Origin of the sequence: Polaromonas glacialis (assembly GCF_000709345.1) — a bacterium.
Taxonomy (GTDB): domain Bacteria; phylum Pseudomonadota; class Gammaproteobacteria; order Burkholderiales; family Burkholderiaceae_C; genus Polaromonas; species Polaromonas glacialis.
Map to the genome: position 1 here is coordinate 2,230,889 of NZ_KL448323.1, position 20,158 is coordinate 2,251,046.

Genomic DNA, 20,158 nt, shown 5'->3' on the forward strand with positions numbered 1-20,158 from the left:
GCGCCACCAAAGTACCTCATGCTTGACACAAAAACCGATTACCGCAGCACCCTGAACCTGCCCGACACGCCCTTCCCGATGCGCGGCGACCTGCCCAAGCGCGAAGCCGGCTGGGCCCAGGAATGGGAAGACCAGGGTGTGTACAAAAAACTGCGCGCCGCCCGCTGCGGCGCGGAAAAGTTCGTGCTGCACGACGGCCCGCCGTATGCCAACGGCCAGATCCACATCGGCCACGCGGTCAACAAGATATTGAAAGACATGATCGTCAAGGCGCGCCAGCTCAAGGGGCTGGACGCGGTCTATGTGCCGGGCTGGGACTGCCACGGCCTGCCAATTGAAAACGCGATTGAAAAATTGTATGGCCGCAGCCTGCCGCGCGATGAGGTGCAGGCCAAGAGCCGCGCCTTTGCGACCGAGCAGATCGCCGGCCAGATGGCCGACTTCAAGCGCCTGGGCGTGCTGGGCGAATGGGACAACCCGTACCGCACGATGGATTTCGCCAACGAGGCGAATGAAATCCGCGCGCTCAAACGCATCATCGAGCGCGGCTTTGTCTACCGGGGCCTCAAACCCGTGTACTGGTGCTTCGACTGCGGCTCGTCGCTGGCCGAATTCGAGATCGAATACGCCGACAAAAAATCGCAGACGCTCGATGTCGGATTCAAATGCGCCGAACCCGAAAAGCTCGCTGCCGCGTTTGGCTTGGGAACACTGGCGAAAGACGCCTTCGCCGTCATCTGGACCACCACCGCCTGGACCATTCCGGCCAACCAGGCGCTGAACCTGAACCCGGACCTGGACTATGCGCTGGTCGATACCGGGCGCGGCATTTTGCTGCTGGCATCCGTGCTGGTCGAAAAATGCCTGGAGCGCTATCAGCTGACCGGTACCGTGCTGGCGACCACGCAAGGCAAAAATCTGGCGCTGCTCAATTTCATGCACCCGTTTCATGACGTGGATGAAGGTTACAAGCGCTTTAGCCCGGTCTTCCTGGCCGACTACGCCACCGCCGACGATGGCACCGGCATCGTCCATTCCTCGCCTGCCTACGGCGTGGAAGACTTTAACTCCTGCGTCGCCAACGGCATCGCCACGGACGACATCCTGAACCCGGTGCAGGGCAATGGCCGCTATGTCGATGAATTGCCGCTGTTCGGCGGCCTGAACATCTGGAAAGCCGCGCCGCTGGTCATCGAGAAGCTAGCGGAGCACAACCGCCTGTTCGCCACCGAAACCATCACGCACAGCTACCCGCACTGCTGGCGCCACAAGACCCCGGTGATCTACCGCGCCGCCGCCCAGTGGTTCATCCGCATGGACGCCGAAACTGCCGGCACGCAAGGTGTTTTCCCCAAGGACAAGGCCGAAAAAACCCTGCGCCAGCTGGCCTTGGCCGCCATCGACGAAACCCGCTTCTACCCCGAAAACGGCAAGCTGCGCCTGCAGAGCATGATTGCCGGCCGGCCCGACTGGTGCATCAGCCGCCAGCGCAACTGGGGCGTGCCGCTGCCTTTCTTCATCCACACCGCCACCGGCGAGTTGCACCCGCGCACCATGGAGATCATCGACCAGGCAGCCAGCATGGTCGAGGCCGGCGGCATCGAGGCCTGGAGCAAGGCCAGCGCCGAATCGATCATCGGCTCCGACGCCCCCGACTACCTCAAGAGCACCGACATCCTCGACGTGTGGTTCGACTCCGGCACGACGCACGACCACGTGCTGCGTCACAGCCACACTGAACAATCGGCCTGGCCGGCGGACCTGTACCTCGAAGGCCATGACCAGCACCGGGGCTGGTTCCATTCGTCGCTGCTCACCGCCTGCGCCATGTACGACCATGCGCCCTACAAGGGCCTGCTGACGCACGGCTTCACCGTGGACGGCAAGGGCCGCAAGATGAGCAAGAGCGAAGGCAATGTCGTCGCGCCGCAGGCCGTCAGCGGAAAGCTTGGTGCCGAGATCATCCGCCTGTGGTGCGCCTCGACCGACTACTCGGGCGACCTGGCGATTGACGACAAGATTCTGGCGCGCGTGGTCGATGCCTACCGGCGCATCCGCAACACGCTGCGATTTTTGATGGCCAACGTCAGCGACTTCGACCCGGCGACGGACACCGTGCCGTTAGACGACATGCTGGACATCGACCGCTACGCGCTGAGCCGTGCGGCGCAATTGCAGGCCGACATCCTGGCGCATTACGAGGTCTATGAATTCCACCCGGTGGTTTCGAAACTGCAAATCTATTGCAGCGAAGACCTGGGCTCGTTCTACCTCGACATCCTGAAAGACCGGCTCTACACCACCGGGCCCAAGTCGCTGGCCCGGCGCAGCGCGCAGACCGCGCTGCACGCCATCACCCACGCCATGCTGCGCTGGATGGCGCCGTTCCTGAGCTTCACGGCCGAAGAGGCGTGGAAGATTTTCGGTGCGTCTGAATCGATCTTCATCGAAACCTACGCCGACCTCGGTACGCCCGACGAGGCGCTGCTGGCCAAGTGGTCGCGCATCCGCATGGTGCGCGACGTGGTCAACAAGGACATCGAGGCCTTGCGCGCCGATGGAAAGGTCGGCTCGTCGCTGCAGGCCAACGTGAAGCTGCAGGTCAACGCCGATGACCATGTGCTGCTCGCCAGCCTGGGCGACGACCTGAAATTCGTATTTATCACATCCGCTATAGATTTAATAGCTGGTGGCGCACTACAGGCAAGCGTAAGCGCCAGTATTGATCAAAAATGCGAGCGCTGCTGGCATTACCGGGACGACGTCGGCATCGACCCGGATCATCCAACGATCTGCGGCCGCTGCACCAGCAATCTGTTCGGCCTGGGCGAAGAAAGGAAGTTCGCATAATGGCCACCCGCACAGCACCCAAAACCAGCAATGGCATGAAGACGAGCTTCAAGAAAACATCGGCAACAAGCGCCATGCTGCCCTGGCTCGGGCTCGCGCTGATCCTGCTGCTGGCCGACCAGTTCACCAAGGTGCTGATCCTGGGGTACTACCGGCTGGGCGATGCGACCTATGTCACCAGCTTCTTCAATGTCGTGCGGGTACACAACACCGGCGCTGCCTTTTCCTTCCTGGCGAGCGAGTCGGGCTGGCAGCGCTGGTTTTTCACCGGCATCGGCGTGGCGGCGGCGGTCTTCATCGTCTGGATGCTCAAGTCGCATGCGGGGCAAAAGCTGTTCTCTTTCGCCATGGCCTGCATCCTGGGCGGCGCCATCGGCAATGTGATTGATCGCACGCTGTATGGCTACGTGGTGGATTTCCTGGATTTTCACTACGGCAACCGGCATTTCCCGGCCTTCAACATTGCCGACAGCGCCATCACCATCGGCGCCGTCTGCCTGATCCTCGATGAGCTGGCCCGGGTGCGCCGGGCAAAATAACGCCCTGGACAGGTTGACATCTTGCCGCGCATCGCGGCTGTCCTTTAATTCCTTGGCGCAAGCATTTCCTGAATTCAAAGAAAAAAGGCTTCAAAACCAAAGTTTTGAAGCCTTTTATGCTTTTTTCAGCGCAGGGCTGAAACAGCTGGTGTGCAACGGCATCTCTGCCGTTGACGGGGTTTGCAGGGCTTAGTAGCCGCCGCGACCGCCGCCGCCGCCGCCGTAGCCGCCACCGCCGGAACGATCGCCACCGCCGTAGCCACCGCCACCGGAACGATCGCCACCACCGTAGCCGCCACCGCCGGAGCGATCGCCACCACCGTAGCCGCCACCGCCGCCGCCGAAGCCGCCGGTGCGTGGAGGACGTGCCTCCATCGGACGGGCTTCATTCACGGTGATGCTGCGGCCGCCAAGCGACTGGCCGTTCATGCCGGCGATTGCAGCTTGCGCTTCGGCATCGCTGCCCATTTCGACGAAACCAAAGCCTTTGGAGCGACCGGTGTCGCGTTCCATCATGACCTTGGCGCTGGTGATAGAACCAAATTCGCCGAAAGACTGTTGCAGATCTTCGTCACGAACCGTGTATGGCAGGTTGCCGACGTAAAGTTTGTTGCCCATGGGGACTCCTTAAAAACACATAAAAACCAAAGCGATGGGGTCCCGAAAGCACAACTCACCCGAAAAGTACCGCCGTAGCGCGCGAAACGAACCGATCACCTGACCTGTGCAGGTAGATTTCCTACCCGCAGCCCCCTATTATGCTTCACGAAACCCAAAGCCCTACAAACATCTTGCTTTTTCCTGTCAGCACGCTGCCTGCCGGCGACAAGATAATTTATCGGCCGCATGCGCCGGGCCATATTTCAGGAGGAAACTAGGAAGCCGCGTCCTACCTGAAGTCTATGAAGCATCTTTTGAATTTATTGGCGGCCATTGCCCTGCTGGTGTGGGGAACGCACCTGGTGCGCACCGGCATCCTGCGCGTGTTCGGCGCCAACCTGCGCCAGATTTTGGCGCGCAGCATCAGCAACCGTTTCACGGCGGCCCTGTCGGGCGTCGGCGTGACCGCGCTGGTGCAGTCGAGCACCGCCACCTCGCTGATCGTCTCGTCCTTCGTCGGCCAGGGACTGGTGTCGCTGCCACTGGCGCTGGCCGTGATGCTGGGCGCCGACATCGGCACCAGCGTGATGGCGGTGGTGTTCTCGTTCGATTTGTCCTGGCTGTCGCCGCTGTGCATTTTCGTGGGCGTGGTGCTGTTCATCTCGCGGCCGGACACCAATGCCGGGCGCTTCGGCCGGGTGCTGATCGGCCTGGGTTTGATGCTGATGGCACTGAAGCTGGTCAGCGCGTCCACCCAGGTGCTGACCCAGGCGGCGGCCGTCAAGGCGCTGCTGGAGTCGCTGGGCAGCGACTTGCTGCTGGAAATCACCGTGGGGGCCTTCCTGGCGGTGGTGTCGTATTCAAGCCTGGCCGTGGTGCTGCTGACGGCCACGCTGGTCAGCACCAGCGTGATTCCAAGCGATGTCGCCCTGGGCCTGGTGCTGGGCGCCAACCTGGGCAGCGGTTTGCTGGCGGTGATCACCACGGCACGCTCGGCCATCAGCGTGCGCCAGGTGCCGCTGGGAAACCTGATGTTCAAGGCGCTGGGAATTGTCGTGGCCGCGCCCTTCGCCGGCCTGTGGCTGCGCCATGTGCGCCCGTATCTGGGCGATCCGGCGACGGTGGTGGTGATGTTTCACCTGACCTTCAATGTGCTGGTCGGCCTGGTGTTCATCGGCTGGACGCAGGTGATTGCGCGCTGGGTGCAAAAACTGCTGCCGACGCCCGAAAAAGGCAGCGCCAGCGGCCGACAGCACCACCTGGACCCCTCTGCACTGGCCACGCCTTCGCTGGCCATTTCGTGCGCGGCGAGGGAAGCCTTGCACCAGGCCGACGTGGTCGAAACCATGCTGCGCGGCATGCTCGAAGTCATCCGCAAGGACGATCTGCGGCTGGCCGAAACCCTGCGCAAGATGGACGACACGGTCGATGAACTTTATTCGTCGATCAAGTACTACCTGACGAAAATCTCGCTCGAAGCGCTGGACGAGCAGGAAAGCCGCCGCTGGACCGACATCATCAGCTTCACCATCAACATGGAGCAGATCGGCGACATCATCGAGCGGGTGCTGATCGACATCGAGGACAAGAAGATCAAGCACGGCCGCCAGTTCTCGGAAGCCGGCATGGCCGAGATCACCGAACTGCATCAGCGGCTGCGCGACAACCTGCGGCTGGGCATGAGCGTGTTCTTGAATGGCAATGTGCGCGATGCGCAAAAGCTGCTGGAGGAAAAAGCGCGCTTTCGCGACTTGGAGCGCGCCTATGCCACCAGCCACCTGGGCCGGCTGTCGGCCAACACGCTGCAAAGCCAGGAAACCAGCTCGCTGCACATCGACCTGATCAGCGACCTCAAGCGCATCAACTCGCACATCTGCTCGATTGCCTACCCGATCCTGGATTCGGCCGGCGCGCTGGCGCCCAACCGGCTGCGCCCCGCCACACTGATTGAAAAAGCCTGAAATACTCTATTTTGATAGCAGTCAGTGCCCGCCAATATTGCGCAAAAGGCCTTTTTCATCAATATTTTAGTTAAAGCCGGCCGCTCCCGGCCTCCGCTGACAGCGCCGCAGGCTCACGTCTTTTTGAGCATGCCGTCAAGCCGGCTGTCCCACCGCGTGTCGGGCAGGACGCTGGCCAACTGCGAGTCGCCCAGCGAAAAGCTGGCACGCAGCACCTGCGCCAGCACCGCGCGGTAATCGTGATGCGCCGGCAGGTCGCGCGCCTCGTTGAGGTTGCCGCGCGCCAGGCCGGTCCAGTCGCCATGCCACCGCCCGCCGGCCACGCGGTTGCCGATCAGCCACAGGGCATTGCCAAAGCCGTGGTCGGTGCCGCGCGTTCCGTTCTCGGCACTGGTGCGGCCAAACTCGCTCATCACCACGATGATGTCGCCGGGTTCCGAGAAATGCTGCCGCAAGCGGGCCATGCCGCGCCCCAGGTTTCCCAGATTGCCCGCCAGCTGCCCGGTGACGGCGCCCTGGTTGGCATGCGTGTCCCAGCCGCCCGCCGACAAAAAGCCCAGCCGCAGGCGACGGTCGCTGCGCATCAGGGTGCCCAGGTGCTGCGCGTCAAGCTCCAGGCCGACCGGGTCGGCCGCGCCGTTGCTGGCCGCGAGCATCTGCGCGGACCGGGCCTGCGGATCGACAGGCGCGCCATCACGGTCCGGGTCGCGTCCGGCCATGCGCGGGTCCGGCGGGACGGCCATGGCTCGGTAGCGCTCAACCGTCATTTTTTCGGCGCTCAGTTCCTGCGCGCTTTGCTGGCGGCTGCCGGCGCCCTGGCGGAACGCTTCGCTCAGCGCGTCATTGCCGGCATACAGGTCGAGCAATGCCTGGCGCGCCCGGTCGTTGGCCAGCACGCCGGTGCGCTCGGCAGCCTGCCCGCGCGGAATCAGCCGGATGACCGCCGGTCCGCCCAGGATGGCCGGATTGGCTTCGCCGACACCAAGGGCGGCAGCGCCTGCGCTTGCCGAATCAGGGGACCGGCTGGCGCCAAGTCCTGCCGCGCGGTTGAGCCAGCCCGGCGCGCTGCGGGTCTGGCCGGTCCGGGCAATCTCCATCTGGTATTGGGCGTCAAAGTGCGACCGGTTGGGCATGGGCAGCCCTGCAGCGGGCACGAAGCCGAGCACGCCCTGCTGCCACAGCGGCAGCAGGGGGCTGAGCGCGGGATGCAATGCGAACGTGCCATCGAGCCGGAGGCTGGTCTGCGCGGTGCCGTCGGGCGCGGGAATCGCAATGGTGGGGCGGAGGGCGTAATAGTCAGGATCGGCATAGGGCACGAAAGCCGACAGCCCGTCATACGCGCCGCGCAGGAACACCACTACCAGCCGGCCGCCGTCCAGCGGCGCTCCGCCGGCAGCGGGCGCGGGCTGCGCCCACACGCGCTGGCCGCTGGCGAGCGCCAGCGCAGACAGCGCGCCCAGGCCGAGCAGGCGGCGGCGGCGCGGCAGGCCAGGCGTTGAAGTCGTCGAGTTGTCCATGGAAGTGGAGGGTTGAATTTATTTGCGCATGAAATCGGGGCTGGCGAGCATCAGGCCGGTGCGCAGCGGCAGCGCTTCACGGGCCACGCGCGCCAGCGTGGCGGCGCCAAGATAGGCCTTCAGGTACACCGGCTCGGGAATGCGCCGGGCCAGGGCCATGGCAAAGTCGGCGCGCCGCGTCAGCGCTTCGGGCGCCAGCCAGGTGGCGGCGTCGGTCTTGTAGCCGTCGGGCGTCTGCCAGCCGTGCAAGGGCTGGCCGGCCTGGGCCAGAAAACCCAGCGCCTGGGGAATGCCCTGGGGGTCCGTCACGCCGCCCGCCACTGCGAGGGCCGAGCAGGCAAAGTCCATCGGCGTCTTGAAAAGCCGGTTATCCGCTGACCAGAACTCGGGCGACTGGACCAGCGTGCGCATGACGGCGCGAATGTCGCCCTGCGTGGCCATGAAGGTGGCGGCCAGCCGCTCCACCAGCGCGGCCGGCGGCTGGTCGGCGACAAAAAATGTCGCCAGCCGCCCGGCAATGCGCCGCGCAGTGGCCGGTTGGCGAGCCAGGAAGCGGATGGCGTCCTCGCCCTCCTTCAGGCCCTCGCTATGGTAGGTCTGGCCCATGAAGCGCTTGCTGCCGGTGTCATGCCGCCGCCCGGCAAAGCGAAAGCCTTCGCCGCCCGGCAGATTGACCGTCCAGCCGGTCAGGATGCGGGCCAGTTCATGCACATCGCCCTGCGTGTAGCCTCCGCCGACGCCCAGCGTGTGCAGTTCCATCAGTTCACGCGCATAGTTTTCGTTCAGGCCACGGTTGCTGCTTTGCGACTGGTCCAGGTAAAACAGCATGGCCGGATGCCTGGCGCTGGCCAGCAGCAGGTCCTCGAAGCGGCCCAGTGCGTTGGCCCGGATGGCATTGACGACGTAATGGCCGACAAACGGGCGCACCGTTCCCTTGCTGACGGACACATTCAGGTGGTTGAACCAGAATTCGGTCATGCGGGCCAGCAAGGGATGCTCCAGTGCCGGATCGCTGCAGGCCATGAGCCGCCAGGCGCTAGCGCTTTGCGCCATGTCGCGGCTGAACAGCGGGCCGCCGGCCATGGCGGCGGCCGGCGAAACCATGGCAGTGTCCGCCGCAACTGCCTGTGCGCGCAGCACCTTGCGGGCGTCACGTTCGGCCAGAACGTCGCGCGCCAGATCGGCCATCGGCGCATTGAAACGCGCCAGTCCGGGTGGAATCGCCGGAGCCTGCCCGCTGGCCGCATGAGCCGCCTCGACCTGCTGCAAGGCCCAGGCCATTGGTGCCGCATCGGCCGTCATGGCAAACGAAGGCGTGGGCGCATAGCCCAGACGCGAGCTGGCGCGCCAGGCGGTCTGTGTCTCGGCGCTGTCATTGCCAATTGGCACGCTGCCGGTTTGCGCGCAGGCCGCGAAGCCGGCAAGGCTTGTCAGAATCGCGATGCTGCAGCGGATCGCGGTGAAGGCTATGGGCATGGAAATCTCCTGCAGCCACTTGTAACGCATTGCCGGAGCCTGGAATTGAATCTTTCCAGGCTTTACTCAGGTTTACCACCATGCATGTCCGCCGCATCCCGCGCAGGGCGGGAAAACGCCTACAGCGTCAGGATGGTGCAGCCGGTGGTCTTGCGCGCTTCCAGCGCGCGGTGCGCCTGGGCCACTTCGGCCAGGGCAAAGCGCTGGTCGATGCGAATCTTCACTTGGCCGCTGATGACCATCCCGAACAGGTCATCGGCCATTTCCTGCGTGCTTTCTCGCGTGGTGATGTGGCTGAACAGCGTCTGGCGCGTCACATACAGCGAGCCCTTGGGGCCGAGGATGCCTGGAGAAAACGGCGCGACCGGACCGGAGGCATTGCCAAAGCTCGCCATCAGGCCGAAGGGCCGCAGGCAGTCGAGCGAACGGTCGAAAGTGTCCTTGCCGACCGAGTCATAGACCACCTTCACGCCCTGGCCGCCAGTGATGTCCTTGACGCGGGCGACGAAGTCTTCGGTGTTGTAGTTGATGACGAAGGCCGCGCCATGTTCCTTCGCCAGCGCGCATTTCTCGCTTGACCCTGCCGTGCCGATCAGCCGCAGGCCCATGGCTTTGGCCCACTGGCAGGCAATCAGGCCGACACCGCCGGCAGCCGCGTGAAACAGCACAAAATCGCCCTCTTTCAGCCCGCCTTGGGGCTGGGTGCGGCGCAGCAGGTATTGCGCGGTCAGGCCCTTGAGCATCATGGCCGCGCCGGTCTCGAAGGAAATCGCGTCGGGCAGCTTGCAGATGCATTTGGCCGGCATGACGCGCACTTCGCAGTAACTGCCCGGCGGCTGGCTGGCATAGGCGGCGCGGTCGCCGCTCTGCAAATGCGTGACGCCCTCACCCACGGCTTCGACGATACCCGACGCTTCCATGCCGAGCTGCAGCGGCATCGGCAGCTGGTACAGGCCGCTGCGCTGGTACACGTCGATGAAATTCAGGCCGATGGCCTTGTGGCGGATGCGGATCTCGCCGGGGCCGGGCTCGCCCACCTGGACCTCCACCAGCTTGAGTTCTTCGGGGCCGCCGTGCTGGTCGATGCGTACGGCTTGGGAGGTCATGACGGTCATCAGGTATTTCCTTGGGGGGTTGTCGGTGAATCAGCGGCAAGCGCCGGGCCGCCATGGTGCCATGAATCGGCGCAAGCCGCTGCCGACAGGCGGCTTGGTAAAGTCACGCCCATGAATCAACGCCTCACCCCCGCCACCGCCCTGCTGCTGACGCTGCCGCCCCTGCTGTGGGCCGGCAATGCGGTGGTGGGCCGCGTGGTCCATGAGCTGATTCCGCCGATGACGCTGAACTTCCTGCGCTGGGTGCTGGCCTTTGCCATCCTGCTGCCGCTGGCCTGGCGGGTGCTGCGCCCGGGAAGCAGCATGTGGGCGCACTGGAAGCGCCTGTCGATGCTCGGCCTGCTGGGCATCGGCTGCTACAACGCGCTGCAGTACCTGGCGCTGCAGACCTCGACGCCGCTCAATGTGACGCTGGTGGCGTCGAGCATCCCGGTGTGGATGCTGGGGGTGGGCGCTGTCTGCTTCGGCAGGCCGGTGTCGCGCCGGCAGGTCGCCGGGGCGCTGCTGTCCGTGGCCGGCGTGCTGGTGGTGCTGTCGCGCGGCCAGTGGTCGCTGCTGCTGCAAGTGCGGCTGGTGCCGGGCGACATGTATGTGCTGCTGGCCACGCTGGCCTGGGCGTTTTACAGCTGGCTGCTGTCGCAACCCAAGGAGCCGCTTGAGCTTCGCGGCGACTGGGCCGCCTTTTTGATCGCACAGATTTTCTTTGGCCTGGGCTGGTCGGGTTTGTTTGCGGCAGGTGAATGGGCGCTGGTGGATACACGGATTCAGTGGGGCTGGCCGCTGGTGGCGGCACTGCTGTACATCGCCCTGGGGCCGGCGGTCATCGCCTACCGTTGCTGGGGGCTGGGCATGCAGCGGGTCGGCCCGGCCATTGCCGGCTTTTTCACCAACCTCACGCCGCTGTTCGCCGCGCTGCTGTCGGCGGCCTTTCTGGGGGAGTTGCCGCACCTCTACCATGGGCTGGCCTTCGTGTTGATCGTCGGCGGGATCGTGGTGTCGGCGCGGCGCTGAACCAGGGGCCGCTTGCCGTCGGCCTTCAGCGCAGAGCCCTCGGGTCCGGGGCCTGCACCACTTCCGCGCCCGTTTGCGGCCCTTTGCCGGGAAATGAATCCAAGGGACAGCCGGCCACCATGATGCGCCGGCTGACCTCCTCGAACGACACCGGCGCTTTCTGGCAGGCCTGCGCCAGGCTCATGCGCCCGGAGCGAACGGCCGCATAAATTTTGGTGTCGTCGTCGGTTTTGTCGATCAGTTCCCGCCCCGGGACTAAAGGTAACTCAAGGGCAAAGTCATTGGCATTGACAAAGGTCGTGCCCTCGGCGGTGTCGCGCACCATGATGGGCGGCAACACCGTTTTCTCGCCGATGACGGGCGTGACGACGACGGCATTCTTGGCCGCGTCCTGCAGCTTGATGCCCAGCAAATCCATCAGCGTCGCTGGAAGCTGCGCCAGCGTCGCGGTTTCCTTCTGGCGGGCGAATTGCCGGTATTTTTCGTACAGGCCGGCATTTTCCTTGCGGGCGGCGTCATTGAAATAGACCAGGAACGGAACGCGCGCCATTTCATGCCGGAAGCGCGCCGAGTCATGCCCTATTCCCGGGTAAACGGCGTCTCCGTGGTCGGAAAAATACACCAGCACGAGCGGCCGGGCCACTTGCGCCACATGCGCGATGGCCTGGTCCAGGCTGTAATCGACGTAGTGGATGGCCGCGTCGTAATGCTCGATGAACTCGGCCGTCACGTTGGCTTCGCCCTTGATCTGCGCGGGCTTGAGCTGGCTGAACAGCCCGTCCACCGGCGTTCTGAAGCGCTCCGGAATATTGCCGTGATAAGGGCCGTGGCCGGCATAGGAATGCAGGAAGGTCGCGGTCCGGGTGCTGGGGCGCGTGATTTCCATCGCATCGAGCTGCTGGCCGAAAAATTCATGGTCCCATACTTTTTCCACCAGGACTACCTCGGTGGCGCTGGCATTGGGCTTTTGCCTGAAAAGCTTCCAGGCATTCTTGAACACCACCGACGACGCCTGGTCCCAGGAGCCGCCCATGCCCTGGTTGCTGATGAGCGAGGACGCCACGCCGGCTTTGCTCAGCACGTCCACGATGGAAACGCGTTTTCTCTGCGTGATGGGCACAAAGCGTTCGCCGTCATCCACCCCCAGCGACAGCGCTTCGAGCAAGGAGCGGCTGGTGTGCGCATGGGTCGCGAACACATGGTCGAAGACGATGAGGTTGGCATCCATGCGGGCGCGCTCGCTCAGCCGGGGCGTGGTGGGCCGGGGATAGCCGTAAAGGCCCATGTTCATGGCCGAGGTGGACTCGCCGATGTAGACCAGCAGGTCGGGCTGGTTGCGCGCCACGCTCACTTCGGGCGCGCTCTGTTCGAAATTGCGCGCCGTCGTCAGGAATTTCTCTGAATTGTCAAAGTAGACCGCCAGGGCTTTTGAACTGGTTTGCTGAAAAGCGAGCCCGACAAGCACGACCGCCATGCACAGCCCGATGAGCGGAGCGTAGCGACGGGTCAATTCCTTTCGGGCCAGCAGCCGCTGGAGCAGATAAAAGCTGAACAGTGAAAAGGCCGCGTAAGCCACCAGCTTTTTCAGGCTGAGATCGGGGTAGATGGTTTCCCTCAGGGTCTGAAACCAGAACCTGGCCTCCTCCAGGTTGAAGTTTTTGGTTTCGGCGAATGAATCAACCCCGAGCGATTCCAGGTAAAGAGACACCGGCAAATGAAAGGCCAGCCAGGCAATACCCAGCAAGAAGGCGGCAGCGGCCCAAATCCAGCGGCGTTTTTTCAGCAACAGCAAACCGGCATAGACGGCGCCGATGAAAAACAGGTATTCGCCGCTGCGGTCCCGAAGGACAAACAGCAGGTATTCGCCTGGGGCCGGCAAGGACTGCGCAACAGCTGCGCTGGTTGCGGCGCCCGAAAAAAACAGGAGGGCTGCTGCCGCGATGTTAAAAAATAAACTCTTTGCCATGCACCGTATTCATGATTCATGCGGCCAAAAATTTACTGGCGTCAAGGCGTCCGCAGGGGTGCCAGTCCCGGTGCGCAGGCAATGACCAGGCGTCAGACACGCCGCCTTTCCAGCAAACCGCAAGCCCTGAGTATGTACACAGGCGTCCACCGGCACAAAGTGCACCAGTTTCCCGCATGGCCGTCAGCCGGTAGCCCGACAAGCCTAAGGAAGCGCCTACAACAGCCTTGAGGCTGGCTTGTTTGCAGGTCAGAACGTTCCCGGATACGCCCCGCCGTCGGCCAGCACGTTCTGGCCGGTCATGTAGGCGGCATGCACGCTGCACAAAAAAGCGCAGATGGCGCCGAACTCCTCTGGCGTTCCGTAGCGTCCGGCGGGAATTTGCGCCTGTTGCGCGCGTCGGATGTCCTCGACCGACTTGCCTGATTTTTCAGACGCCGCGCGCACCGTGGTGGCGATGCGGTCGGTGTCGAACTTGCCGGGCAGCAGGTTGTTCAGGGTCACGCCGCGTGCCGCCAGCCCGGTGCGCGCCACGCCGGCGACAAAGCCGGTCAGCCCGCTGCGCGCGCCGTTGGACAGGCCCAGGATGTCGATCGGTGCTTTCACCGAACTCGACGTGATGTTGACGATGCGGCCAAAGCCGCGCGCGGCCATGCCATCGACCGTGGCCTTGATGAGTTCAATCGGCGTGAGCATGTTGGCGTCGACCGCCCTGATCCAGGCGCCCCGGTCCCAGTCGCGGAAATCGCCAGTCGGCGGGCCGCCCGCGTTGGTGACGACGATGTCGAATTCCCGGCGCACCGCGAACACGGCGGCCCGGCCTTCGGCGGTGGTGATGTCTGCGGCAACAAATTGCACGTTTGCGCTTGCTGGACGGGCGTTGTCAGCTATCAATTTATTCGCCGCTGCTTCAAGCGCCTCGGCGCCGCGCGCGACGATCAGCACATGCACGCCTTCGCGCACCAGCGCCTGCGCGCAGCCAAAACCCAGGCCCTTGCTGGCGCCGCAGACCAGCGCATGTTTACCGGAAATACCTAGATCCATTGCGATTCTTTCTTGTGTTGATGGGGGAAAAACACCCATGATACGAAGTCTGGCCCACCGGCGTTCACCAGGAAAAGCTAGCGCGCCGCCCGTGTGAACACAAAAATTCCGGCGATCACCAGCACCGTGCCGGCCGCCACCCAGGCGGTGAACGGCTCGCCCAAAATCACCACGCCCATCAGGATGGTCGACAGCGGGCCGATCATGCCGGTCTGCGCGGCCAGGCTGGCGCCGATGCGTTCGATCGCCATCATCACCATCAGCACCGGCACGGCGGTACACAGCGTGGCGTTGAGCACCGACAGCCAGATCACCTCGGGCGCCACCACGGCCGCGCTCAAGGGGCGCAATAGGGCGAACTGCAGCAGGCAGCACAGGCAGGCGACCGTGGTGGCAAGGCCGACCAGCCGGATCGAGCCCAGGCGCCTGACCATCTCGCCGCTGTAGACCAAGTAGAGCGCATAGCTGATCGCGCTGCCGAACACCAGCAGCGCGCCCCAGGCGGCTTCGCTGCCCTGCAGCGTGATCTCGTGGCCAAACACCAGCGCCACGCCGGCGTAGCTGATCGCCATGCCGATGAGATGCGCCGGTGCGATGCGCCGCTGGTACAGCACCAGGCCCAGCAGCAGCACCAGCGTCGGGTTGAGGTAAAGGATCAGCCGCTCCAGCGAGGCGCTGATATAAGCCAGTCCGGCAAAGTCCAAAAAGCTCGCCAGGTAGTAGCCGGTCACGCCCAGCCAGACGATGCCCAGCCAGTCCTTGCGCGACAGCGGCGGCTTGCCCCGGCTGGCCCACCAGGCCATGAGCGCGAAGATCGGCAGCGCGAACAGCATGCGGTACATGATCAAGGTGACCGCATCGACGCCATGGCGGTAAGCGAGCTTGACGATGATCGCCTTGCCGCTGAAGGCAATCGCGCCAAAACTTGCCAGCAGCAGTCCGGTCGCTATGCTTTTAGGAGCTGCTTGTGCAGTTTCCACTTGCGCTGGAGGCTTATTTGATTCAGAAATATGGTTCAAGATGTGTGTTGCTCGCCACGGCCGGGTCGCCGCGAAATCGTGCGTGTCGCATGGCCTCAAGTTTGGCACGGGCGGGGCGGCAGGCGGCATCTAGCAATTGGGCGGCACTCCCCTTGATTGGAGAAGGCTGGCTTTTGCCCGGCGGCCTGCCGTTGCAAATCAGCAGCGCCCACGAAAAACGGCACCCGAAGGTGCCGTTTTTCGTGGCGGCCGTCAGGGCGCCGGTGTCACTCTTCGACGAAGGCTTCCTCGCGCTTGTTCTTCACCGCAGGCAGCGTCACGATGATGATCATCAGCACCGCCACGGCCAGCAGGCCGGCGGAAATCGGACGGGTGATAAAAACGCTCCAGTCGCCGCGCGACAGCAGCAGCGCACGGCGCAGGTTTTCTTCCATCATCGGGCCGAGGATGAAGCCCAGCAGCAGCGGCGCAGGTTCAGCGCCCAGCTTGACAAACATGTAGCCGATGACGCCGAACAGGCCCACCATCCACACGTCCCAGGTGTTGTTGTTGGTCGAATACACGCCGATGGCGCAGAACAGCACGATGGCCGGGAACAGGTAGCGGTAGGGAACGGTCAGCAGTTTGATCCAGATGCCGATCAGCGGCAGGTTCAGGATGACCAGCATCGCATTGCCGATCCACATCGAGGCGATCAGGCCCCAGAACAGTTCGGGGTTGCTGGTCATGACCTGCGGGCCCGGCTGGATGTTGTGGATCGTCATCGCGCCGACCATCAGCGCCATCACGGCGTTCGGCGGAATGCCCAGCGTCAGCAGCGGGATGAACGAGGTCTGCGATCCGGCATTGTTGGCCGACTCGGGCGCCGCCACACCGCGGATGTTGCCCTGGCCGAAAGGCACTTCGCCCGGCTTCATCTTCATTTTCTTTTCCAGCGCATAGGCGGCAAAGGCTGCCAGCAGGGCACCGCCGCCCGGCAAAATTCCCAGCGCAGAGCCCAGGAACGTGCCGCGCAGCACGGCCGGCGTCATGTCCTTGAAATCCTGCTTGGTCGGGAAAAGTCCCGACACGCCGGCGGTGAACACCTCACGCTCATGCTCTGGCTGCGCCAGGTTGCTGATGATCTCGCCATAGCCGAACACGCCCATGGCGATCACCACGAAACCGATGCCGTCGGTCAGTTCCGGAATGTCGAAGCTGAAACGCGCCACGCCCGAGTTCACGTCGGTGCCGACCAGGCCGAGCAGCAGACCCAGCACGATCATGGCAATCGCCTTGAGCAGCGAGCCCGAAGCCAGCACCACCGCGCCGATCAGGCCCAGCGTCATCAGGGCAAAGTATTCAGCCGGGCCGAACTTGAAAGCCAGTTCGGTCAGCGGCGGCGCAAACGCCGCCAGAATCAAGGTGCCGACGCATCCGGCAAAGAACGAGCCCAGACCAGCGGCTGCCAGCGCGGGCCCTGCCCGGCCTTTTCGGGCCATCTGGTAGCCGTCGATACAGGTCACCACCGAGGACGATTCCCCCGGTAGATTCACCAGGATGGCGGTGGTCGATCCGCCGTACTGCGCGCCGTAGTAAATACCGGCCAGCATGATCAGCGCCGACACCGGAGGCAGCGCGTAGGTGGCGGGCAGCAGCATGGCGATGGTCGCGACCGGGCCGATGCCGGGCAACACGCCAATCAGGGTGCCCAAAATACAGCCGACCAGGCAGTACAGCAGGTTGATCGGCGTGAAAGCCACGCCGAAACCCAGTGACAGGTGTTCAATCAGTTCCATTTTTGTGTCTCCTTAGCCAGTGATGAAAGCAGGCCACACCGGGAACTGCAGCTTGAGCGCCACCACGAAAGCCAGGTAGCTGCCTATGGCCAGCACCGTGGCCAGGATGAAGGTTGCCTTGAATTTCCAGCCCTCTTCAGCCATGCTGGCGATGAACACCAGCGCGTAAATCGCTGCGATCAGGCCCATGGCGGGAAGGCCAAAGTACGGCAAGCCGGCCAGCAGCGCGCCAAATACCAAATTGGCCAGGATCACGAAAAACAGCGGCTTCCAGGCCCACTTTCCGATCTTGTCGCCGCCCATGGTTTCAACCACCAGCGCCTTGAAGGTGATGGCCGCACCCAAAATCGTCATCAGGACGCCCAGGTAAAGCGGAAAGTAGCCCGGCCCCATGCGCGCGCCGTTGCCCACGTTGTAGGTCGTTGCGCCCCAGGCAAACGCCACCCCGACGCCCATGAACATGAGCCCGGAAAAAAAGTCTTTTTGACTCTTGATTCTCACGGTTTGTCTCCTCGATAAAGATTGAATCGCTGGATTGTGCATTCAAAGACCTTGCCGAAGAATGTGGCTTTCACCTACATCGGGGATACCCCTAGACAGCGCATCGGGAAGAAGGGATCCGGACAAGATCCGGACTTTGGACGCGCTGTATCAGGACAGAGGCGGCGTGGTGGCCAGGATTTCCTCGATCGTGGTCAAGCCTTCGGCGACCTTCAGCGCACCGGCCAGCCGCAGCGGGCGCATGCCTTCGCTGATCGCCTGGCGGCGCAGCGCGTCCATGTTGGGCTCTTTCGAGACTTTTTCCTTGAACGCTTCGGTCACCGTCAGCAGCTCGTACAGCCCCATGCGGCCCCGAAAGCCGGTCATGCGGCAATCGACGCAGCCCACCGGCTTGTACGGCCGGTAGCTGCCGGTGATCTGCCAGGGCTTGACCATCTCGGCCAGCGTCTCGCGTTTGGCGCTGTCGTCGCTCTGGCGGCATTGCGGGCACAGCGTGCGCACCAGCCGCTGGGCCAGCACGCCGAGCAGCGTCGCATTGATCAGGTAGTTCGGCACGCCAAGCTCCATCAGCCGCGAGACCGCCGACGGCGCATCGTTGGTGTGCAGCGTGCTGAACACAAGGTGGCCGGTGAGCGCGGCCTGCACCGCCATTTCGGCGGTCTGCAAATCGCGGATTTCGCCGACCATGATGATGTCCGGGTCCTGGCGCATCAGCGAGCGCAGGCCTTCGGGAAAGCCGAAGTTCAGCATCGGCTGGACCTGCGTCTGGTTGAAGGCCGGCTCGATCATCTCGATCGGGTCTTCGATGGTGTTGATGTTGACCTCTTCGGTGGCCAGCCTTTTCAAGGTCGAATACAGCGTCGTGGTCTTGCCCGAACCGGTCGGGCCGGTGACCAGCACGATGCCGTAGGGACGCTTGACCAGTTGCTCCCAGCGCTCGGCGTCGTGCAGCGAAAAGCCCAGCGCGTCGAGGTTCTTCACCGTGGTGTCGGGGTCGAAGATGCGCATCACCATCTTTTCGCCGAAGGCCGTCGGCAGTGTGGACAGGCGCATCTCGATTTCGTCGCCGCGCGGGTTGCGGGTCTTGATGCGGCCGTCCTGCGGCCTGCGCTTTTCGACCACGTCCATGCGCCCGAGCAGCTTGATGCGCGCCGTCATGGCGTTGTGGACGGCCATCGGCAGCTGGTACACCGGATGCAAAATGCCGTCGATCCGGAAGCGGATCACGCCCTGCTCGCGGCGCGGCTCCAGGTGGATGTCGCTGGCGCGCTGGTCAAAGGCGTATTGCCAGAGCCAGTCCACCACCTGCACCACGCCCTGGTCGTTGGCGTCGAGCTGGCGGTTGCTCTTGTTCAGCTCGACCAGCTGCTCGAAACTGGCCGAACCCGAGCCGCTGTTTGACTTGAGCGCGGCCTTGACCGATTTGGCCAGCGCAAAAAATTCCGCCGTGAACTTGGCTATTTCCAGCGGATTGGCCACCACCAGGCGCACGCTGCGCTTGGACTGGCGCTCGACCTCGGGCACCCAGTCGGTGACGAAGGGCTCGGACGTGGCAATCACCAGCTCCTGCGCCGTGACCTGCACCGGCAGCACCTTGTGGCGCTCGGCATAGACCGCCGACATGGAGTCGGCCACCTTGCCCACATCGACCTTGAGCGGGTCAATGCGCAGATACTTCAGGCCCGCGCGTCCGGCCAGCCACTGGCTGATGGCCTCCGCGTCCAGCGGCTTGCCGTCGAGCACCCGCGTCATGCCGATGCTGGCCAGCCGGACGATGGGATGCTGCGCGCTTTGTACCTGCGCGCAACGGGCGATGGTGCGCTGCGCATCCCCAGCGCTGATGATGCCGTCCTCGCTGAGCCACTCGACCAGCTTGCGCCAGTCAAGCGGGCCGGCATGCGGCGGTCGGACAGGAGGATTCACGGGGGGCGAAGGGGGCAGGACGGCGCTCATGCAAGCCAATGTAACGCATGGGCCGGGCGGTAAAACTCCAGTTTCAGAGCACCGGCTTGAACAGCCGCAGCCATTTCTTGGCCGGCAGGTCCCAGCGCGATTCGATCACGCCGGCGCGCTGCAACAACTCCTCGCGGTCCGGCCGCGTCGGCTCGAACTGGGCCAGCACCACGGTATTGCCCTCGCGCGTCGGCCTGAAGGCCCAGATCGACTCCGGGCCGAAGGCTTCGGCCATCTTGACCAGCGAAGCTTCGTAGCTCGAATCGCGGCCGAACAGGTTGACCGTCATCACGCCGTCCTCGGTCAGCAGTTCGCGGCAGTTGGCATAAAAATCGGCATCGTCGAGCACCGGCGCGGCGGCTTCATGGTCGTACAGGTCCACATGCAGCAAATCGACCGTGCCCTGGTGCGCGGGCTTTTTGATTTCCTCGGCGGCGTCGGCCTCGATGACGCGCAGCCGGGCGTCGTCGCGCGGCAGCTTGAACCAGACCCGGCAGGCGGTAACGACCTGCGGATTGATCTCGATGGCGGTGGTTTTCATGCGCAGCTTCTTGTAGCAGAACTTGGTCAGTGCGGCCGACCCGAGCCCGAGCTGCATGGCCTGCTTTTTGGCCACCGATTCGGCGTCCAGGAACAGCAGGCCGGCCATCATGCGCTGCACATACTCCAGCTCGATGTCGTAGGGCGCGTCGCGCAGCATCGAGCCCTGCACCCATTCGGTGCCCAGGTGCAGGAAGCGCACGTCGCCGAAGTCGGAAAAGTTGACTTCGGGCAGTTCCAGGGGGGCGTTTGAATTTTCTTTGGTTGACATCAGTGGGAGTCCGGGATTTTTCAGGTGAAGCGCGACAGGCGTATGCCCCATTTTCA

General features: G+C 63.8%; 15 protein-coding genes. 4 read left to right on the forward strand and 11 right to left on the reverse strand.

Annotated features, from left to right (window positions below; translation table 11 throughout):
• Nucleotides 1–18 precede the first annotated feature (18 nt).
• On the forward strand, nt 19–2,850 hold the full coding sequence (gene ileS / locus EC86_RS0110970) for an isoleucine--tRNA ligase (RefSeq protein ID WP_029525673.1): 2,832 nt from the start codon (nt 19–21) through the stop codon (nt 2,848–2,850).
• Nucleotides 2,850–3,389, forward strand: coding sequence for a signal peptidase II (gene lspA / locus EC86_RS0110975; RefSeq protein WP_408633889.1), 540 nt, complete (start codon nt 2,850–2,852; stop codon nt 3,387–3,389). Before ileS ends, lspA begins: the two co-directional genes overlap by 1 nt.
• A gap of 189 nt (nt 3,390–3,578) precedes the next feature.
• Here lspA and EC86_RS0110985 read toward each other — a convergent pair whose 3' ends face one another.
• Nucleotides 3,579–4,007 (reverse strand): RNA recognition motif domain-containing protein, encoded by a 429-nt coding sequence (locus EC86_RS0110985; protein WP_029525675.1) that lies wholly within the window; start codon nt 4,005–4,007, stop codon nt 3,579–3,581.
• A gap of 284 nt (nt 4,008–4,291) precedes the next feature.
• On the opposite strand from EC86_RS0110985, the gene EC86_RS0110990 reads away from it, so the two are divergent.
• Complete coding sequence (locus tag EC86_RS0110990; RefSeq protein WP_029525676.1) at nt 4,292–5,950, forward strand: Na/Pi cotransporter family protein; 1,659 nt, start codon at nt 4,292–4,294, stop codon at nt 5,948–5,950.
• A 113-nt stretch (nt 5,951–6,063) separates the two neighbouring features.
• Here the strand turns inward: EC86_RS0110990 and EC86_RS0110995 are convergent, their stop codons facing one another.
• The 3 genes from EC86_RS0110995 to EC86_RS0111005 all read right to left on the reverse strand — a co-directional run bounded on the left by EC86_RS0110995 (nt 6,064) and on the right by EC86_RS0111005 (nt 10,058).
• Nucleotides 6,064–7,467 (reverse strand): DUF1501 domain-containing protein, encoded by a 1,404-nt coding sequence (locus EC86_RS0110995; RefSeq protein WP_051675862.1) that lies wholly within the window; start codon nt 7,465–7,467, stop codon nt 6,064–6,066.
• An 18-nt stretch (nt 7,468–7,485) separates the two neighbouring features.
• Nucleotides 7,486–8,943, reverse strand: a complete 1,458-nt coding sequence (locus EC86_RS0111000; RefSeq protein WP_198026777.1) for a DUF1800 domain-containing protein — start codon at nt 8,941–8,943, stop codon at nt 7,486–7,488.
• Nucleotides 8,944–9,062: 119 nt separating this feature from the next.
• Nucleotides 9,063–10,058, reverse strand: a complete 996-nt coding sequence (locus EC86_RS0111005; protein WP_029525679.1) for a quinone oxidoreductase family protein — start codon at nt 10,056–10,058, stop codon at nt 9,063–9,065.
• Between the two features lie 111 nt (nt 10,059–10,169).
• Here EC86_RS0111005 and EC86_RS0111010 point away from each other — a divergent pair, with 111 nt between their 5' ends.
• The gene (locus EC86_RS0111010; RefSeq protein WP_029525680.1) at nt 10,170–11,069 is read left to right on the forward strand and encodes a DMT family transporter; all 900 of its coding nucleotides are present in this window, start codon (nt 10,170–10,172) and stop codon (nt 11,067–11,069) included.
• A 25-nt stretch (nt 11,070–11,094) separates the two neighbouring features.
• On the opposite strand, the gene EC86_RS0111015 is transcribed toward EC86_RS0111010, so the two are convergent.
• From EC86_RS0111015 to EC86_RS0111045, 7 genes are all read right to left on the reverse strand, one after another.
• On the reverse strand, nt 11,095–13,035 hold the full coding sequence (locus EC86_RS0111015) for a phosphoethanolamine transferase (RefSeq protein WP_029525681.1): 1,941 nt from the start codon (nt 13,033–13,035) through the stop codon (nt 11,095–11,097).
• Nucleotides 13,036–13,284: 249 nt separating this feature from the next.
• The gene (locus EC86_RS0111020) at nt 13,285–14,079 is read right to left on the reverse strand and encodes an SDR family oxidoreductase (RefSeq protein WP_029525682.1); all 795 of its coding nucleotides are present in this window, start codon (nt 14,077–14,079) and stop codon (nt 13,285–13,287) included.
• A gap of 77 nt (nt 14,080–14,156) precedes the next feature.
• Nucleotides 14,157–15,059: a DMT family transporter gene (locus EC86_RS0111025; RefSeq protein WP_029525683.1), complete on the reverse strand. Its 903-nt coding sequence runs from the start codon at nt 15,057–15,059 to the stop codon at nt 14,157–14,159.
• Between the two features lie 266 nt (nt 15,060–15,325).
• Nucleotides 15,326–16,837 (reverse strand): tripartite tricarboxylate transporter permease, encoded by a 1,512-nt coding sequence (locus tag EC86_RS0111030; protein WP_029525684.1) that lies wholly within the window; start codon nt 16,835–16,837, stop codon nt 15,326–15,328.
• Nucleotides 16,838–16,849: 12 nt separating this feature from the next.
• Complete coding sequence (locus EC86_RS0111035; protein WP_029525685.1) at nt 16,850–17,338, reverse strand: tripartite tricarboxylate transporter TctB family protein; 489 nt, start codon at nt 17,336–17,338, stop codon at nt 16,850–16,852.
• A gap of 150 nt (nt 17,339–17,488) precedes the next feature.
• Nucleotides 17,489–19,291: a type IV pilus assembly ATPase TfpB gene (locus tag EC86_RS0111040; RefSeq protein ID WP_029525686.1), complete on the reverse strand. Its 1,803-nt coding sequence runs from the start codon at nt 19,289–19,291 to the stop codon at nt 17,489–17,491.
• A gap of 43 nt (nt 19,292–19,334) precedes the next feature.
• The gene (locus tag EC86_RS0111045; protein ID WP_029525687.1) at nt 19,335–20,102 is read right to left on the reverse strand and encodes a spermine/spermidine synthase domain-containing protein; all 768 of its coding nucleotides are present in this window, start codon (nt 20,100–20,102) and stop codon (nt 19,335–19,337) included.
• Between the last annotated feature and the right edge of the window lie 56 nt (nt 20,103–20,158).

Excerpts from the sequence above, each read along its gene's own strand:
- ileS (WP_029525673.1), top strand. The coding sequence starts at position 19 with ATGCTTGACACAAAAACCGATTACCGCAGCACCCTGAACCTGCCCGAC.
- lspA (WP_408633889.1), top strand. The coding sequence starts at position 2,850 with ATGGCCACCCGCACAGCACCCAAAACCAGCAATGGCATGAAGACGAGC.
- EC86_RS0110985 (WP_029525675.1), bottom strand. The coding sequence starts at position 4,007 with ATGGGCAACAAACTTTACGTCGGCAACCTGCCATACACGGTTCGTGAC.
- EC86_RS0110990 (WP_029525676.1), top strand. The coding sequence starts at position 4,292 with ATGAAGCATCTTTTGAATTTATTGGCGGCCATTGCCCTGCTGGTGTGG.
- EC86_RS0110995 (WP_051675862.1), bottom strand. The coding sequence starts at position 7,467 with ATGGACAACTCGACGACTTCAACGCCTGGCCTGCCGCGCCGCCGCCGC.
- EC86_RS0111000 (WP_198026777.1), bottom strand. The coding sequence starts at position 8,943 with ATGCCCATAGCCTTCACCGCGATCCGCTGCAGCATCGCGATTCTGACA.
- EC86_RS0111005 (WP_029525679.1), bottom strand. The coding sequence starts at position 10,058 with ATGACCGTCATGACCTCCCAAGCCGTACGCATCGACCAGCACGGCGGC.
- EC86_RS0111010 (WP_029525680.1), top strand. The coding sequence starts at position 10,170 with ATGAATCAACGCCTCACCCCCGCCACCGCCCTGCTGCTGACGCTGCCG.
- EC86_RS0111015 (WP_029525681.1), bottom strand. The coding sequence starts at position 13,035 with ATGGCAAAGAGTTTATTTTTTAACATCGCGGCAGCAGCCCTCCTGTTT.
- EC86_RS0111020 (WP_029525682.1), bottom strand. The coding sequence starts at position 14,079 with ATGGATCTAGGTATTTCCGGTAAACATGCGCTGGTCTGCGGCGCCAGC.
- EC86_RS0111030 (WP_029525684.1), bottom strand. The coding sequence starts at position 16,837 with ATGGAACTGATTGAACACCTGTCACTGGGTTTCGGCGTGGCTTTCACG.
- EC86_RS0111040 (WP_029525686.1), bottom strand. The coding sequence starts at position 19,291 with ATGAGCGCCGTCCTGCCCCCTTCGCCCCCCGTGAATCCTCCTGTCCGA.
- EC86_RS0111045 (WP_029525687.1), bottom strand. The coding sequence starts at position 20,102 with ATGTCAACCAAAGAAAATTCAAACGCCCCCCTGGAACTGCCCGAAGTC.